Origin of the sequence: Staphylococcus felis (genome assembly GCF_003012915.1) — a bacterium.
Lineage (GTDB): Bacteria > Bacillota > Bacilli > Staphylococcales > Staphylococcaceae > Staphylococcus > Staphylococcus felis.
In genome coordinates, this window is sequence record NZ_CP027770.1 from 1440959 (window position 1) to 1456604 (window position 15646).

Sequence of the window (15646 nt, forward strand, 5' to 3'; positions counted from 1 at the left end):
TTTAGATAGGGGTGGCACTGTTGAATAACGAAAAAGAACATTTAATACTAGATGATGAAGAAAGATACAATAAGATCCTTTTAGATCGTTTAATTCAAGAAGACGATATAGACGGTTTTAGAGAAGAATTTCTTGCGATGCACTCATATGAGCAAAGTGAATATTTTGAAGATAGCGACGAATCGATTCATCAAAAAATGTATCAGTATCTTTCACCAGAAGAGGTCTCACAGTTTTTTGAAAGCTTAGAGATTGATGAGGAAGCCTATGAAGATTTATTTGAAGAAATGAATGTAGCCTATGCCAGTCAGGTACTTGAATGTATGTCATACGACAATGCAGTAGATATATTGAATCAATTATCCAAACGCAAAATTGCAAGTTTGCTGATGCTGATGAATCGTGACGATGCCAAAGAGATTAAAGCGTTGTTACACTATGATGAAGATACTGCCGGCGGTATTATGACAACAGAATATATTTCATTGACTATTACGACACCAGTTCATGAGGCGTTAATGCACGTTAAAGATCAAGCGCCTAACGCTGAAACAATATATGTTATTTTTGCTGTGGATGAGCAAAAAAAATTAGTCGGTGTTTTGTCATTAAGAGATTTAATTGTAGCTGAAAATGATGCATATATTGAAGATATCATGAGTGAGCGTGTCATTAGTGCTAATGTAGCGGATGACCAAGAAGATGTTGCTCAGACAATGAGAGATTATGACTTTATCGCCATGCCAGTAGTGGATTACCAAAACCATTTACTGGGTATTATTACCATTGATGATATCGTCGATGTTATGGATGAAGAGGCGAGTGAAGACTACTCTCGATTAGCCGGTGTATCTGATATCGATTCAACCGATGATACGATATTACAGACTGCACTAAAACGTCTACCGTGGTTGATGATTTTAACAGTACTTGGAATGATTACAGCATCTATTTTAGGGTCATTTGAAGAAACTTTAGAAAAAGTAGCGCTTCTTGCAGCATTTATTCCTATTATTAGTGGCATGTCTGGAAATTCTGGGACACAATCACTCGCCGTTTCGGTACGTAATATTTCAACTGGAGATATTAAAGAGAAAAGTAAAATTAAGCTTGCTTTACGTGAGTCCGGAAGTGGGTTTTTGACAGGGATAACGTGTGCTTTTTGTTTATGTATGATTATTATTTTAATTTACAATCAACCTTTTCTAGCGCTTATTGTCGGTACAAGTTTAACAATCGCGATGACTGTCGGGACAACAATAGGTTCAGTTATTCCACTGTTAATGAATAAAATAGGTATCGATCCTGCAGTCGCAAGTGGGCCATTTATTACAACAATCAATGATATTGTCAGTATGTTAATTTATTTTGGATTAGCTACTTCATTTATGACATATCTCATGTAAGGGGGACATTTATGGAATTTGTATCACTCGTTATCGTAATAATAGCGGCTGTTTTAACACCTATTATTATCAATCGTTTGAAAATTAGTTTTTTACCGGTAGTTGTAGCCGAAATATTGATGGGTATCGTAATCGGACATTCATTTTTAAACATCGTTCATGCTGATGAAACACTTAAAATTTTGTCTACATTAGGATTTATATTTTTAATGTTCTTAAGTGGACTTGAAATTGACTTTAATGCCTTTAAAAAAGAGAAAACGAATAAAAAGCAAGATGATACATCGGCACCTGGCCATTTTTCATTAGCTTTAGTCGTTTTTATATTCATTATGATTGTTTCAACGCTTTTAGCTTATATGTTCAAATGGATAGGGCTAATTGATGATGTTTTATTAATGGTTATTATTATTTCAACGATTTCACTAGGTGTTGTTGTCCCAACACTTAAAGAGATGAACATTATGCGTACACGTATCGGTCAGTTTATTTTATTAGTAGCTGTGTTAGCTGATTTAGCAACAATGATACTATTGACGGTATACGGCGCATTAAATGCGACAGGTAGTAGTACGATATGGTTAATTGGGATTTTAGCGATTTTTCCAATAGTCTTTTACTTTTTAGGTGTATTTCTTAAAAAAGCACCTATTTTTGAAAAGTTAATGAATGGGACAACGCAAATCGGTATACGTGCGGTTTTTGCACTGATTATTTTATTAGTAGCGCTTGCTGAAGGTGTCGGTGCAGAAAATATTTTAGGTGCATTTTTAGCAGGGGTTGTTGTATCGCTTCTCAAACCTAATCCAGACTTAATCGAAAAGTTAGATTCATTTGGATATGGCTTTTTTATACCGATATTCTTTATTATGGTAGGCGTGGAGTTAGACATCCCATCGCTTATCAAAAATCCATCATTACTCATTATTATACCGATTTTAATACTAGCTTTTATCATATCAAAGCTTATTCCAGTCTTGTTTATACGAAAATGGTTTGATAGTAAAACGACTATCGCGTCAGCCTTTTTGCTAACGTCTACTTTATCACTTGTTATTGCGGCAGCTAAAATTGCTGAAAAGTTAGGTACAATCAGTGATGAAACATCGGGAATATTGATATTAAGTGCAGTGATTACATGCGTTTTTGTACCGATTGTATTTAAAAAACTGATACCTGTTCCTGACGAAATGCAACGCTCAGTTAAAGTCGCGATGATCGGAAAAAATCAATTGTCAATTCCAATCGCTCAAGGGTTAAGCTCACATTTGTATCAAGTCACACTATATTATCGTGAGGATTTGTCAGATCAACGTAAATTATCAGACGATATAACCATGGTTGAGTTTCCTGATTATAATGAAGATATGCTCGAACGACTGGGTCTATTCGATAGCGATATAGTCGTATGTTCGACAAACGATGATAATATCAATCGTCGCGTTGCATTAATGGCAAAAGATCATGGTGTTGAACGTGTCATATGCCGTTTAGAAACAAATGATGAAGAGCATGAGTTATCAAGTAAAGGAATCGAGTTATTTAGTAACTTCCAAAGTAATCAAATCTTACTTAAAGGTATGATTGAAACACCAAATATGTTGAACTTATTGAGTAACGTCGAAACGTCCTTGTATGAAATTGGTATGTATAACTATGCTTTTGATCAGATGCAATTGCGTGATTTTCCATTTGGAGGGGACGTCATCTTTGTGCGAATTATTCGCAATAACGAATCTATTATTCCGCATGGCGATACTTATTTACAATATGGAGATCGTCTCATCGTCACAGGTACCAAAGAATACGTAGATCAACTAAAAATTGAGCTGGAAATGTTTTAAGAAAAACTGTTATTGAAAGCTTACACAAGTTATCAATAATATTTGTATAAAATTAAGACCTGATGTTAAAATGAATTAAACATTTATTTATTCATAAAGGAGTTATTAAAAGTGATGAATCTTGAGAATAAAACGTTTGTAATCATGGGGATTGCAAATAAAAGAAGTATTGGATTTGGTGTAGCTAAAGTTTTAGATGAACTTGGCGCAAAACTTGTTTTCACATATCGTAAAGAAAGAAGCTTTAAAGAACTTGATAAACTCATCGATCAGTTGAACCAAAGCGAAAAACATGTATATCAAATTGATGTGCAAAGTGATGAAGATGTGATTAATGGTTTTGAAAAAATCGGACAAGATGTTGGGAAAATTGATGGTGTCTTCCATTCGGTTGCTTTTGCACGTGTAGAAGAACTACGTGGACGCTATTCAGAAACATCACGTGATGGTTTCTTACTAGCTCAAGATATTAGTTCATATTCATTAACGATTGTAGCACGTGAAGCTAGAAAAATTATGAGTGAAAGTGGTGGAAGTATTGTAACTTCAACATATATTGGTGGTGAATTTGCAGTACCGAACTACAATGTAATGGGTATCGCGAAAGCAAGTCTCGAGGCGTCTGTTAAATACCTAGCAGCTGATTTAGGACAAGATAACATTCGTGTCAATGCGATTTCAGCAGGACCTATTCGCACATTAAGTGCACGTGGTGTTGGTAATTTCACATCAATATTGAAAGAAATTGAAGAGCGTGCCCCATTACAGCGAAATGTTGATCAAGAAGAAGTCGGTAAAACAGCAGCCTACTTATTAAGTGATTTTTCATCAGGCGTTACAGGTGAAAACATTCATGTTGATGCAGGTTTTCATGCGATACGTTAATTTCACAACGCATAAATGAGGTTAATAAAATAAATAGCGCTAAGATGTTTTTTAATAAAAATGCGTCTTAGCGCTTCCTTTTATGATAAAACTTGGTTCTATAGTAAATCGGACTGGTGTATAAATAATTTCATTTATTTGATTGTTCCATAAAGCCTAGCTTTTCTAGATGCCTCAGAAGTCTCGGCTTAGGAATCAATCAAATGTGCTATATTTATTCACACCCCTAAGTTATAAAGTATGTTTTACCAACTCAATTTTACTGATTTATGTCGTATTAAAAGAGGCATTAATGTTCAAGACTTTATGATCACACAACGAAAAAGGCGTTAAGCAATCCATTATTGCATAACGCCTTAATTTAATGCGACCAGTCCAATTTGACTGAGAGCCTAAAACTTTGTATGATAAGACTTCGCTTTCTGACGGAACAACTTCAGGAGTCTCGTCATCAATACTTTTTTATGCATAAAGATTGACTCAATTAATACTACTAATAGAAGCTCCCATTTGATTCCTAATCGTGATTGATCACGACATATACAATACCTGAGCATAAATTCAATGCATTTAAATACTATCGTGGTACGACTAAACGTATCATTAAAGTAAAAACTTCGAGATTTTTCGTAAATTCTTACAAAAACCTCGAAGTTTTTCGATTACTGAAATATTTATGTTCTAGCCTCGTTATTATGGATGTTTATAATTTGCTTTTATCATTAACATCGCTTTGTGCCGTTAGTATAATTTGATGTCTGTATTTAAAGACATTACGTACTAATGTTTTAATGACAGCATACAAAGGAACAGCTACCAAAATTAAAACAAATCCACCCAAACTGCCAGATGCTAAGATTACAATAATAATTGTTAACGGATGAATATTGAGCGATTTGCCCATTACATTAGGTGTAATTACATTTCCTTCAAGTTGTTGTGCAATTAAAGTGACGATACAGACCCAAACAAACGTAGTAGGGCTTTGGATTAATCCTAAAATACCAGCGGGTAAAAATGCCATCCATGGTCCCAAAAATGGAATCATATTGGCAACACAAGCAAACATAACGAGTAAAACCGTATACTCAAGTCCGATAATTGAATATCCAATGAATAGGATAACGCCTAAAATCAAACTGACAGTCACTTGACCTTGAATATAAGATTTTAATGTATGGTTTAAGTCTTTTAATAAGTTTACAACAAAAATTTTACGCTCCCCATTAAAAACTTGAGCAATCGCAGGGATAAAACGCTCATGATCTTTTAACATATAAATTAAGAAGAAAGGGACTAGAATTAATAAGAACAATGTCGAAATAATACTTGTAATAATATTAAGTGAATTTGATAAAATATCAGAAGTCATCGTACCGAAGTTATTGATCACTTCATTAATTTTATCAGTTACTTGTTCTGGTAAACGATCGCGTTGATCTAGTGCAAAATTAATAAAATCTTGCGTTTGATTTTGAATATATGGAAGCTGGTTAATTAAATTTTCAATTTGCGATGCAATAATCGGACCTACTAAACCAATCACAACAGCAACCATGCCTGTTAACCCTAACAAAATAATTGTAATACTTGCCCATCTTGGAAAATGCCATTTTTCAAGTAAATTTTGAAATGGTAAACATATGTAGAATAAAAAGCCACTTAATAGTAATGGTAAAAGAACAGATCCAACAATTGTAATAATTGGGGCAAATAAGTGATCAATGTCTAAAAATAGTTTGATCAGTAGAAATAAAATAAGTAAAGCAATACCTGTTCGAAACCAGACTTTATTTGTCATAAGTTGAACCTCCTTTTTCAATAAATACACATATTACAGTATAGACTAACTTAGTAGATGTTAAAAGAAATAATTATAATAAGCAATTACAATATTAATTTTGAAAGTTTTGTGAAAAAATTTTAATTTACAAGAGTAGCGCTATAAGGGTATACTAAAAGCATATTTATCAGAAAATTTTCAATATTGTAGTTTGGGATAGGGGAGATGTTTATGTTGGAGTCAATTGTTGGGTGGCTTAATGAAATTGTTTGGAGTAAGCCGCTTGTTTTTGGACTATTAATTACAGGTATAGCATTTAGTTTAATAACGCGATTTTTACAGTTAAGGCATTTTAAAGAAATGATACGGTTGATGTTTCAAGGTGAAAAGTCACCAACGGGTATTTCAAGTTTTCAAGCAATTGCATTATCTTTAGCAGGTCGTGTTGGAACAGGGAATATCGTTGGTGTTTCTACGGCTATATTTATTGGGGGACCGGGTGCTGTATTTTGGATGTGGGCGACAGCATTTTTAGGTGCTGGCACAGCTTTTATCGAATCAACATTAGGTCAGATTTATAAAAAAGAAGAAGATGGTGAATATCGTGGGGGGCCTGCTTACTATATTGAGCGAGGAATTAAAGGTCAATTTGGTAAGATTTATGGTCTTATCTTTGCGATTGTAACGATTATCTCTGTAGGGTTGCTTTTACCTGGTGTTCAATCAAATGCCATTGCGAGTTCAATGCAAAATGCGTTTGGTATACCGCCATGGGTGATTGCTTCTGTATTAATTGTGATTTTAGCATTGATTATTTTTGGAGGCGTTAAGTCTATTGCTAAAGTTGCTACAGCAGTGGTACCGTTTATGGCTATTATTTATATTGTTATGGCATTGATTATTATTATATTGAATATTGAGCAAATACCTGGGTTGTTTGCATTAATATTTAAGTCTGCGTTCGGCATGGAAGCGGCATTCGGGGGGATATTTGGTGCGATGATTGAGATTGGAGTGAAACGAGGTCTTTACTCTAATGAAGCGGGTCAAGGAACAGGGCCACACGCTGCAGCTGCTGCAGAAGTATCGCATCCAGCTAAGCAAGGTTTAGTACAAGCATTTTCAGTTTATGTTGATACACTGTTTGTATGTACAGCGACTGCTTTAATCATTTTAATTTCAGGAACGTACAATACAACTAATGGACAAACAGCAGCAAATGGTATGCCTCATTTAATTAAAGATGGTGGCATTTACGTTCAATCGGCTGACGGTGGAAAAGATTACTCAGGTACAGCAATGTATGCACAAGCAGGTATAGACAAAGCGCTCCAAGGATCTACTTATCACTTTGATCCTAATTTCTCAGGCTTTGGCTCATATTTTATTGCTATTGCGCTATTTTTCTTCGCATTTACGACTATACTAGCATATTACTATATCGCTGAAACGAATGTCAGCTTTATGACAAATCGCATAGCTAAGAAACAAAATAAGTTATGGCGTAATGTGACTCGTGTTGTACTCATTGCAGCGACAGCGTATGGTGCCATTAAAACTGCGGATGTAGCATGGGCAATGGGTGACTTAGGTGTAGGTATGATGGCATGGTTAAACTTAATTGCCATATGGATTTTATTTAAACCTGCTCTGAATGCACTACATGATTTTGAAAAGCATAAAAAACAATATGGATCGGGTAAAACAGCAATATACCGTCCTGATCCAGAAAAGTTTCCGACAGCCACATTCTGGTTGGAAGATTATCCAAAACGATTAAAAGAAGAAAATTATATCCAAAATAACGAATAAATAGAATATAAGCTTGATATATTAACAGCTTTCGCGTCTCTTGATACAATAAGGTTAATTCGTATAAGGGGGCGCTTTTTTAATGACAGAGTTTAAACCAGGTCAATTAACGCAAACACAATTTAAAAGTGAAATACTTGATAGGGAAATTACATTATCTGTATATCTTCCAGAAGACTATTCTGATTTATATAAATCTAAAGTTGTATTTTGTTTCGATGGTCGAGATTTTTTTAAATTTGGTCAAATCCATCGTCTATATGAAAGACTTCGAAAGCATAATGAAGTTGAACGTGTGATTATGATTGGATTTCATTATGAGAGTGTGACGAAACGACGTCAAGAATTCCATCCACAAGGTGAATTTGCATCGAAAACAGTTCAAGCTGTAGCAAAAGAAATTTTTCCTTGGATTGATCAGACTTTCCCAACTTATAAAGTGGGACATGCACGCATCGTGTTAGGAGATAGTTTGGCGGGAAGCATTGCGCTGCTCACGGCTTTATCTTATCCACGAATTATCAGTCAGGTAGGAATGTTGAGCCCGCACGTTGATGAGGTTGTAGAAATGTTATTGCACCGATGCCAATTCAAAGAAAACTTATCAATTTGGCATGTCATTGGTAAAGAAGAAATTGACTTTAAGTTGCCTACAAGTGGAGAGCAAGCAGACTTTCTAACACCGAACCGTACATTGAAAAAATTAATTGAGCCGACTGTATTATCTTATTATTACGAGGAATTAGAAGGAGGACATAATTGGAAAACATGGCGAAAAGAGCTGCCAAAATTACTGCAATATTTTTTAAGTAACCAATAATTCGAAATTTTGCTATAATATAGATAAATAAAACAAAGGAGGAATTTCAATGATTTTAGGATTAGCGTTAATTCCATCACAAAATTTCCAAGATGATATCAATGCATATCGTAAACGTTATGATAAGCATTACACTAAAATTCAGCCACATATTACCATTAAAAGTTCATTTGAAGTCGATGACAGTGAATTAGAAAAAGTAAAGTCAGAAATTCGCACTCGATTAGAAGGGAGCGAACCTGTAGAAGTACATGCGACGAAAGCATCTAACTTTGCACCAACAACGAATGTAATATATTTTAAAGTTGAAAAAACACCAGGTTTAGAGTCGCTATTTAGTGCATTTGATACTGAAGATTTCTATGGTGTAGCAGAACATCCATTTGTACCACATTTCACGATTGCTCAAGGTCTAACAAGTCAAGAGTTTGAAGATATTTACGGTCAAGTTCGACTAGCAGGTATTGACTACAAAGAAACCATTTCTACATTATCATTAATGCAATTTAATCAAGAAGAAGATAGATGGGAAGAAATCGAAACGTATCATTTAGGTTAATCAACGTAAATAAAACGAGTCTAGGGCATCAATCCCAAAATATAGCGTAGAGATGATTAAATCACCTCTACGCTTTACTTTTATCAATCATTCGTATTGTTTGGCTCGCATTTCCTAGTAGGATGGGTCGAGCCCTGGTCTCGACGCTCATCCTATTCCCTCAGGCGTCTCGCCAACAATACGACGTGATATACATGTAATTTTATATCAAAATACTTTTAAAAAAAGACGCTTTCGTATCATTGAATGAATCATCTCATTATAAGAAAACTTCGAGATATTTATGTTTTGTAAGCTCAATTGAATAATGGAGATTAGATTTTTTCCATAATACCTAAACTTGAAAAGATAATGGCGATGATAATAACGATGAATATTGCTCGGGTAGAGTTCATATTTTTACGTCCTAGTAACCAGTAAACTCCAAAAACAACACCTAAAGGTAATAATTTTGGCAAAATCATATCTGCATTATCTCTAAAATTAATTGTGACATCGCCTAGTGTTGGTTCAAAAGCAAATTGAACACGAATCATTGTGGCAACGAGTGCACCTACCATAAATACACCCATTAAAGTTGCTGCATTTGTCAGTGATTCTAAGCGATGTTGCATTGTTGTAACAAGAGAGACGCCCTCTTTGTAAGCAAAAGGTAACTGCTTCCATCTAAAACCGATAATGAATAATATAGCTACAAACCAGAGTACAATACCAAACGGATTCCCATCGGCAGCCATGTTTGCTGCGATGGCACCGAATATGGTTGGAATGAGGGAGCCAAATATAGCATCACCTACTGCAGCAAATGGCCCCATAAGACCAACTTTAATCCCTTTAACGGATTCTTTCGCTTTGTATCCTTCTTCTTCCTCCATCGCAAGATCTATCCCTGTAACGATAGTATTAAAGTAGTTACTTGTATTAAAAAATTGAACATGAGTACGCATCATCTCTTTTAGTTCTGGTGTATCATCACCGTATATTTTACGTAATTGAGGTAAAATTGTGAATAAATATCCAGATCCTTGCATACGCTCATAGTTCCATCCCCATTGGAAAAAGAACAAACTTCTTAAGTTAATTTGACGAAAATCCTTTTTTGTAAGTTCGTATGGCGTTTGAGGTGCAACACCATTGAGAGAATCATCTTTGAATGGATCGCTTAAAGCTAATGGTTCTTTTGGATTGGTCTTATTAGAGTTCGTCATCTTCAATTTCCCCCTCATCTAAATGATCTTGATGTGTTTGATTTTGACTATTGGACACTTTGACACTTGTTTGCTGATTGCGTTGATAGGCCATTGCAGCAAAGCTAAAACCGATTAAAGCGACAGCTAACATAGGTAGTGGGCTAAAAACAGTTGTGAAGTTATCATCTAGTCCTGCAACAGAAGTACCTATACTTGATAAGCCGCCATAAATAGTCGCAAATAAAGCTGTAATGATAAAGCCTAATATAAAGTACGGATAATGACGTTTAAGCGGTAGGTATTTTAATAAAATTGCAAAACCTACTGCAGGAAGTAAAGCGCCAGCAAGTGTTAAACCATCACCCAGCCATTTCAGATCAGAATTCAAATAATCAACGACAGGTTTCACAATGCTGCTTCCAAATGTAAGTGCTAAAAATACAGGTAAAGCACGAGATAATGACCAAGGGATCATACCGTATAAAAAGTTTCGTTCAATTCCTTTGTAATCCATTTGCTCGATTTTACTGTCAATACGATGTGCAAAAAACGTATTTGTAAAGCGAGCTAAAATGTCTGTCTGTATCATCAAGCTAGCCACAGGAACACCTAACGTCGCGAGTGCTTGTTGAGGGTTCATGCCGATTGCTACTGAAAATGCAACAGCTAAAACTGTGCCTGAGTTTGCGTCAATATGTGAGGCACCACCGAAAGTTCCTACACCTAAAATAGTTAATTGCATACCGCCCCCAATCATCAAACCGGTTGTAACATCTCCCATTACAAGACCAGTTATTAAACCTGCCATAACAGGTTGGGCTAAAAATCCAAATGATAAATTATCTAATATTTGAACACCAGCATAAATTGTTAATATGGCTATTTGCCACCATAGAATATCCATTGTAAATCCACCCCTTCATTTATTGATAACGCTTACATTATTAAGTATTAAAAAAGCGTATAAGACCATTAAAACTGACAAATAATTAAACGATGGTCCCCACGCTTTGATAAGTCAATTAAAGTATGTAAGCTATGACTTATTAACTTTTGCTTTTAAGTGGTCTAATGTTGGTTTTGTTGATGAAACAGTCTGGAGTTGTCCGTTTTTCACAAAACCTTCCTCTCGATTTGCCAAAACTTTAATGAGTTGGTTTTTGAGTTGTGTTTTAATATGTTGATAATCTTGCTCATCAATTAAATTATGTTTTTCATGTGGATCGTTTTGATAATTGAATAGTTGTTCAATTCCTCTTACGGGATACCACGTGTATTTCCACTCATCATTTAAAATAAATTGATTCGAATCTTTTCCAAAACTATGCTCTCCATGTAAAAAGTCACGTGTTTTGTAGTCTGATTGATAGAGTGCAGGTTTTAAACTTACGCCATCGATATTTTGTGGTATATCGATATTAGCTAAATCTAATAATGTCGGTAAAATATCTCTTAATTCTGCAATTTGATTTAAATTTTTGTGCTCACCTTTAAGTATATCCCCTTTGTCATAAATCATCATTGGAATATGAATGCTCCCTTGGTAGGGGTACGCTTTTCTGAAAAGGTTATGTTCTCCTAATTGATCGCCATGGTCTGAGACGAATAAAATAAGTGTATTTTTAGCAATACGTTGTTCATTTAAAGCAATCATGAAGCGTCCAATTTGATGATCAATATGAGTGATGTTTCCATAGTATCCTGCGCGCATTCGATCTAAATCATGTTGATGATAGTGACCTTTTTTCGCTGTAATACTAAAAGGTAATGTCTCCTCTATCTCTTTCCAATCTCCAATAATAATCTCAGGAAATTCATCCTTTAAATCCATATACATATCAAAATAATATTGAGGCGGATTTAATGGAGGATGCGGTCTTGTGAATGATAAATTCAAAAAAAAGGGCTTTTCAGGATCTCGACGTTGTAGGAAACGGATTCCTTCATGAACGACCCAATTTGTCGGATGGTACTTTTCCTCATACATCCAAGGGCGAGCGACCCAAGAATTTGGTTCGATACCGTCATCCATCAAATCTGCATGATGACCTAATTGCGCTTTTAACCACACGAGATAATCATCCACAAATTCAAAATTGCGTCCATAAGCTTGGGTGTATTTGCGTGCTTCATGTAGATATCCATCGTGAAGCATAACGTGATCAAAGCCGATACGCTTACGTTCAGGTGTCACATGAAGTTTGCCAATAGCCTCTGTTTGATAACCAGCTTCTCTAAAATAATCAGCCATAAATTGATCATATGCCCAGTCCACATTATCTTCATAACCCACTCGACCGTGGTTCACTTGATTAAGTCCTGTCATTAATGATGCACGTGAAGCGATACAGCTTGGAACGGCTGTATACATCTGCTTAAAGTGATAACCTTGATCAGCTAACATATCCAAATGGGGTGTTGAAACAACTGGGTGGTGATGATGTCCTAATGTATCATAACGTAATTGGTCAACACATATGAGTATGACATTTGGTTTTTCAGGTGATTGCATAGAACGACTCCTTTCTTATTTATATTAATTAAAAAATATCATGACTCACTTATTGTAACAATATAACCAATTTGAGCGATAATGGCTATTCATATTAGAATATTAAAAAAATAATGCTATTTTTTAAGGTGATAAAGCTTGTTATAAATATTTATAACAAGTGAAAAAATAATAAGATGGGATACTGTGAATTGTGTTTTCAATAGAAAATGGCTTTATTTGGAGGGGGAATTATGTAGAAAGTCGGAAGTACAAAAAAGAAAGAATAACTTATTCTTTCTAAAAAACAACTTTTAGGTGAGAAAAAAACAAACCTAAAAGTTGTAGGAAATTAACTATTAATATTGATTCATTTATGCTATATTTTGGCACGAGATTTGATGAAGTAGATACCGTAAAACAATGCGAGAAAAAGTATCAACGCTGATGCAAAATAAAATGAGAAAATAGGGTTACTGGTTACTTGTGAAATCTGACCTCCTAAAAATGCACCAATCATTGCACCAAAGCCTTGAATACTATTGATTACACCCCAAGTTTCTTCTTGTTCACTCGAATGGATAAATCCAGCCATAAATGTATTCCAAGCAGGTAATAATAGTCCGTATAACAAACCAATTAAAAATGCAATGACCCAAACAACTTCAATATGATTAATCATCGTGAGTCCTAATATAGACGTTCCGTATAGTATAAATCCGATAAATATGACCCAGTACATAAAGCGGATAGAGTGTTTATCAATTAACTTAGATAAGAATAACATTGAGATGGTGCAACCTATTGCTCCGATAACAATAGCGAGTGTATATTCAATAGTTGAAACGCCAACGATATTTAATGCATATTGTGGTAAAACAGGAACGAGCGCACTTATAGCGATGCCTTGTATTAATATCCCAGGAAATAATATAAGATGACGCTGAGTAACACTTACGATTTGTTTTAATTGCTGTTTGACATTTTTGGTATTGTAATCGGTTAATTTTACTTTGACAAAACAATAAAGTACGAGTGCAACAGCAATACATAGTGCCATTAAAAAGTTATAATGTGTTGGATGTGCTTTGAAGATTAAATTCATACTTATCATTCCGACTAATAAACCAGATAACCATGAAAAATAAACATATCCCATTTGTTTGCCACGTGTTGATTCATCTACACTTGCAAGCATAATAACCCAAATTGGACAGACAGCTATACCTAACATAATAGAACTACTTATTAAGACGATGGGAGATAAAGGAAAAAGAATAACCAATGTCAAACTCACTAAAGCAAGTATAAAACCCAATGTGAGTACAATACGAGGACCTAACCTTTTTAATACAAATCCAATCACAAAATTAGAAATTGAATCTGCAACAAAATGGATTGAAATCGCAGCAGAAGTAATACCGACAGCAATAGAAGTCACTGTCGGTAGAATTGTTAAATAACTTAAAACATACATACCTCTTGCAAGTTCCATTAAAAATAATATAATGAGCAAAATATAAAAGTTTTTATGATAATTGTAGCTATTTGACGAGTAATTTTGCATATAAAGGAACCTTTCCATAAATGTTTTCGCAATGAGACGCATTATGTAGCAAATCTAAAAGATCGAGACATAATCGTTGTGTCGAATATGTGATTCTTTCTTGTGATAGGTTATCTATCATAGATTGTATGCGTGCAGGATGTTGTGTCAGTTGGGTTACAATATCGATCGCTTCAGATGGTGTGCTTGCAATTTTGCCAAACCCTTTCATCTCAAAATAATGTGCGTTTTCAAGTTCTTGACCAGGTGCGGGGTTTAAAAATATCATTGGAACTTTACGTATAAATGCCTCTGAAATTGTAATACCGCCTGGTTTTGTAAGCATTAAATGACTTGATGCCATCCATTCATTCATATGTTGTGTATAACCTAGAATGAGAACGTTATGTTGATGTTTAAATGTAGCTGATAGTTGGCGTTTAAGTGTTTTGTTACGGCCGCAAATCATCACAACTTGTGCGTTTGGGCTTTCGTCAACTATGCGCTGTATCATGGTGTCAAATCCTTTTGATACACCAAATGCCCCTGCAGACATTAAAATAGTTTGTGCCTCTGGATTCAAACCTTGAGAACGAAGCCACGATTCACGGTCAATATCCATTTCGAACTTTTCTGATATCGGAATGCCCGTTACTTTAAGTTTTTCCTCAGGGATACCGATTGATTTGAATGATTCTTTTAAATCTTCAGTTGCAAGATAATAGCGCTCGGAAAAAGGTGTAATCCAGTTTTTATGCATACGATAATCAGTCATGACTGTAGCAATAGGAATATTCATATTAAACTGCTCAGTTAAAACCGACATTACCGGTGTAGGAAATGTCAACAAAATAAGGTCAGGCTTTTCTTTAAGTAATAAGTTAACTAATTTATTTAGACCATAATACTTATAAAAGCATTTATCTAATTGATCGGGGCGACTATAATAAAATGATTTATACATACCACGAAAATATTTAAAGCTATTAATATACCATTTTTTACATATTGTCGTTAAAATAGGATGTGCTTCAAGAAATAAGTCATGTTGGATGACTGTTAGGTTATTCAAGTTCATGTTATTGAGTTGTTCGATTATACTGTTTGTAACTTGAATATGGCCATTACCAAATGAGCCGGTAATAATCAAGATTTTCTTCTTTTGAGACACCATGTAGGCCACCCTCCATATCAATTTGAACATTGTCTATTCAGCATTAGTGTAACGTAATTCGATCCATTTGTAAGCGATTTTCCTAATATCTTACATAAAAGAAAATATTATGAAGATTCGGTAATGTTTGTAAAGA

12 protein-coding genes are annotated in these 15646 nt (G+C 34.8%); 6 read left to right on the top strand and 6 right to left on the bottom strand.

Going from position 1 to position 15646, the window contains the following annotated elements; genetic code table 11:
- Positions 1-20 precede the first annotated feature (20 nt).
- The 3 genes from mgtE (at position 21) to fabI (ending at position 4135) form a co-directional block, all read left to right on the top strand.
- Positions 21-1406: a magnesium transporter gene (gene mgtE / locus C7J90_RS06740; protein ID WP_103210353.1), complete on the top strand. Its 1386-nt coding sequence runs from the start codon at positions 21-23 to the stop codon at positions 1404-1406.
- Positions 1407-1417: 11 nt separating this feature from the next.
- A complete protein-coding gene (locus C7J90_RS06745) occupies positions 1418-3250 on the top strand; it encodes a monovalent cation:proton antiporter family protein (protein ID WP_103210351.1) in 1833 nt (610 codons plus the stop codon).
- Between the two features lie 111 nt (positions 3251-3361).
- Positions 3362-4135: an enoyl-ACP reductase FabI gene (gene fabI / locus C7J90_RS06750; protein ID WP_103210349.1), complete on the top strand. Its 774-nt coding sequence runs from the start codon at positions 3362-3364 to the stop codon at positions 4133-4135.
- Positions 4136-4838: 703 nt separating this feature from the next.
- Here the strand turns inward: fabI and cozEa are convergent.
- On the bottom strand, positions 4839-5936 hold the full coding sequence (cozEa, locus tag C7J90_RS06755; RefSeq protein WP_103210347.1) for a lipoteichoic acid biosynthesis protein CozEa: 1098 nt from the start codon (positions 5934-5936) through the stop codon (positions 4839-4841).
- 213 nt (positions 5937-6149) lie between these two features.
- On the opposite strand from cozEa, the gene C7J90_RS06760 reads away from it, so the two are divergent.
- The 3 genes from C7J90_RS06760 to C7J90_RS06770 all read left to right on the top strand — a co-directional run bounded on the left by C7J90_RS06760 (position 6150) and on the right by C7J90_RS06770 (position 9109).
- A complete protein-coding gene (locus tag C7J90_RS06760) occupies positions 6150-7730 on the top strand; it encodes an alanine/glycine:cation symporter family protein (protein ID WP_103210345.1) in 1581 nt (526 codons plus the stop codon).
- A gap of 82 nt (positions 7731-7812) precedes the next feature.
- Positions 7813-8550: an esterase family protein gene (locus C7J90_RS06765; RefSeq protein WP_103210343.1), complete on the top strand. Its 738-nt coding sequence runs from the start codon at positions 7813-7815 to the stop codon at positions 8548-8550.
- A 49-nt stretch (positions 8551-8599) separates the two neighbouring features.
- Entirely contained in the window at positions 8600-9109 is a 510-nt protein-coding gene (locus tag C7J90_RS06770; protein WP_103210341.1) for a 2'-5' RNA ligase family protein, read from the top strand.
- 314 nt (positions 9110-9423) lie between these two features.
- Here the strand turns inward: C7J90_RS06770 and C7J90_RS06775 are convergent, their stop codons facing one another.
- The 5 genes from C7J90_RS06775 to C7J90_RS06795 all read right to left on the bottom strand — a co-directional run bounded on the left by C7J90_RS06775 (position 9424) and on the right by C7J90_RS06795 (position 15510).
- Positions 9424-10317: a PTS system mannose/fructose/sorbose family transporter subunit IID gene (locus tag C7J90_RS06775; RefSeq protein WP_103210339.1), complete on the bottom strand. Its 894-nt coding sequence runs from the start codon at positions 10315-10317 to the stop codon at positions 9424-9426.
- Positions 10304-11203 carry a PTS mannose/fructose/sorbose/N-acetylgalactosamine transporter subunit IIC gene (locus C7J90_RS06780; RefSeq protein ID WP_103210337.1) on the bottom strand — a complete coding sequence of 300 codons (900 nt, stop codon included), beginning with the start codon at positions 11201-11203 and terminating at the stop codon, positions 10304-10306. Before C7J90_RS06780 ends, C7J90_RS06775 begins: the two co-directional genes overlap by 14 nt.
- A gap of 132 nt (positions 11204-11335) precedes the next feature.
- The gene (locus tag C7J90_RS06785) at positions 11336-12811 is read right to left on the bottom strand and encodes an arylsulfatase (RefSeq protein WP_103210335.1); all 1476 of its coding nucleotides are present in this window, start codon (positions 12809-12811) and stop codon (positions 11336-11338) included.
- A gap of 358 nt (positions 12812-13169) precedes the next feature.
- Positions 13170-14357: a lipoteichoic acid biosynthesis MFS flippase LtaA gene (ltaA, locus tag C7J90_RS06790; RefSeq protein WP_103210333.1), complete on the bottom strand. Its 1188-nt coding sequence runs from the start codon at positions 14355-14357 to the stop codon at positions 13170-13172.
- Positions 14335-15510: a diglucosyl diacylglycerol synthase gene (locus C7J90_RS06795; protein WP_103210331.1), complete on the bottom strand. Its 1176-nt coding sequence runs from the start codon at positions 15508-15510 to the stop codon at positions 14335-14337. Before C7J90_RS06795 ends, ltaA begins: the two co-directional genes overlap by 23 nt.
- Positions 15511-15646: the final 136 nt, after the last annotated feature.

Bases quoted from the DNA above. Each gene is read 5' to 3' on its own strand.
- C7J90_RS06745 (WP_103210351.1), top strand. From the start codon at position 1,418: ATGGAATTTGTATCACTCGTTATCGTAATAATAGCGGCTGTTTTAACA.
- cozEa (WP_103210347.1), bottom strand. From the start codon at position 5,936: ATGACAAATAAAGTCTGGTTTCGAACAGGTATTGCTTTACTTATTTTA.
- C7J90_RS06760 (WP_103210345.1), top strand. From the start codon at position 6,150: ATGTTGGAGTCAATTGTTGGGTGGCTTAATGAAATTGTTTGGAGTAAG.
- C7J90_RS06765 (WP_103210343.1), top strand. From the start codon at position 7,813: ATGACAGAGTTTAAACCAGGTCAATTAACGCAAACACAATTTAAAAGT.
- C7J90_RS06770 (WP_103210341.1), top strand. From the start codon at position 8,600: ATGATTTTAGGATTAGCGTTAATTCCATCACAAAATTTCCAAGATGAT.
- C7J90_RS06775 (WP_103210339.1), bottom strand. From the start codon at position 10,317: ATGACGAACTCTAATAAGACCAATCCAAAAGAACCATTAGCTTTAAGC.
- C7J90_RS06780 (WP_103210337.1), bottom strand. From the start codon at position 11,203: ATGGATATTCTATGGTGGCAAATAGCCATATTAACAATTTATGCTGGT.
- C7J90_RS06785 (WP_103210335.1), bottom strand. From the start codon at position 12,811: ATGCAATCACCTGAAAAACCAAATGTCATACTCATATGTGTTGACCAA.
- ltaA (WP_103210333.1), bottom strand. From the start codon at position 14,357: ATGCAAAATTACTCGTCAAATAGCTACAATTATCATAAAAACTTTTAT.
- C7J90_RS06795 (WP_103210331.1), bottom strand. From the start codon at position 15,510: ATGGTGTCTCAAAAGAAGAAAATCTTGATTATTACCGGCTCATTTGGT.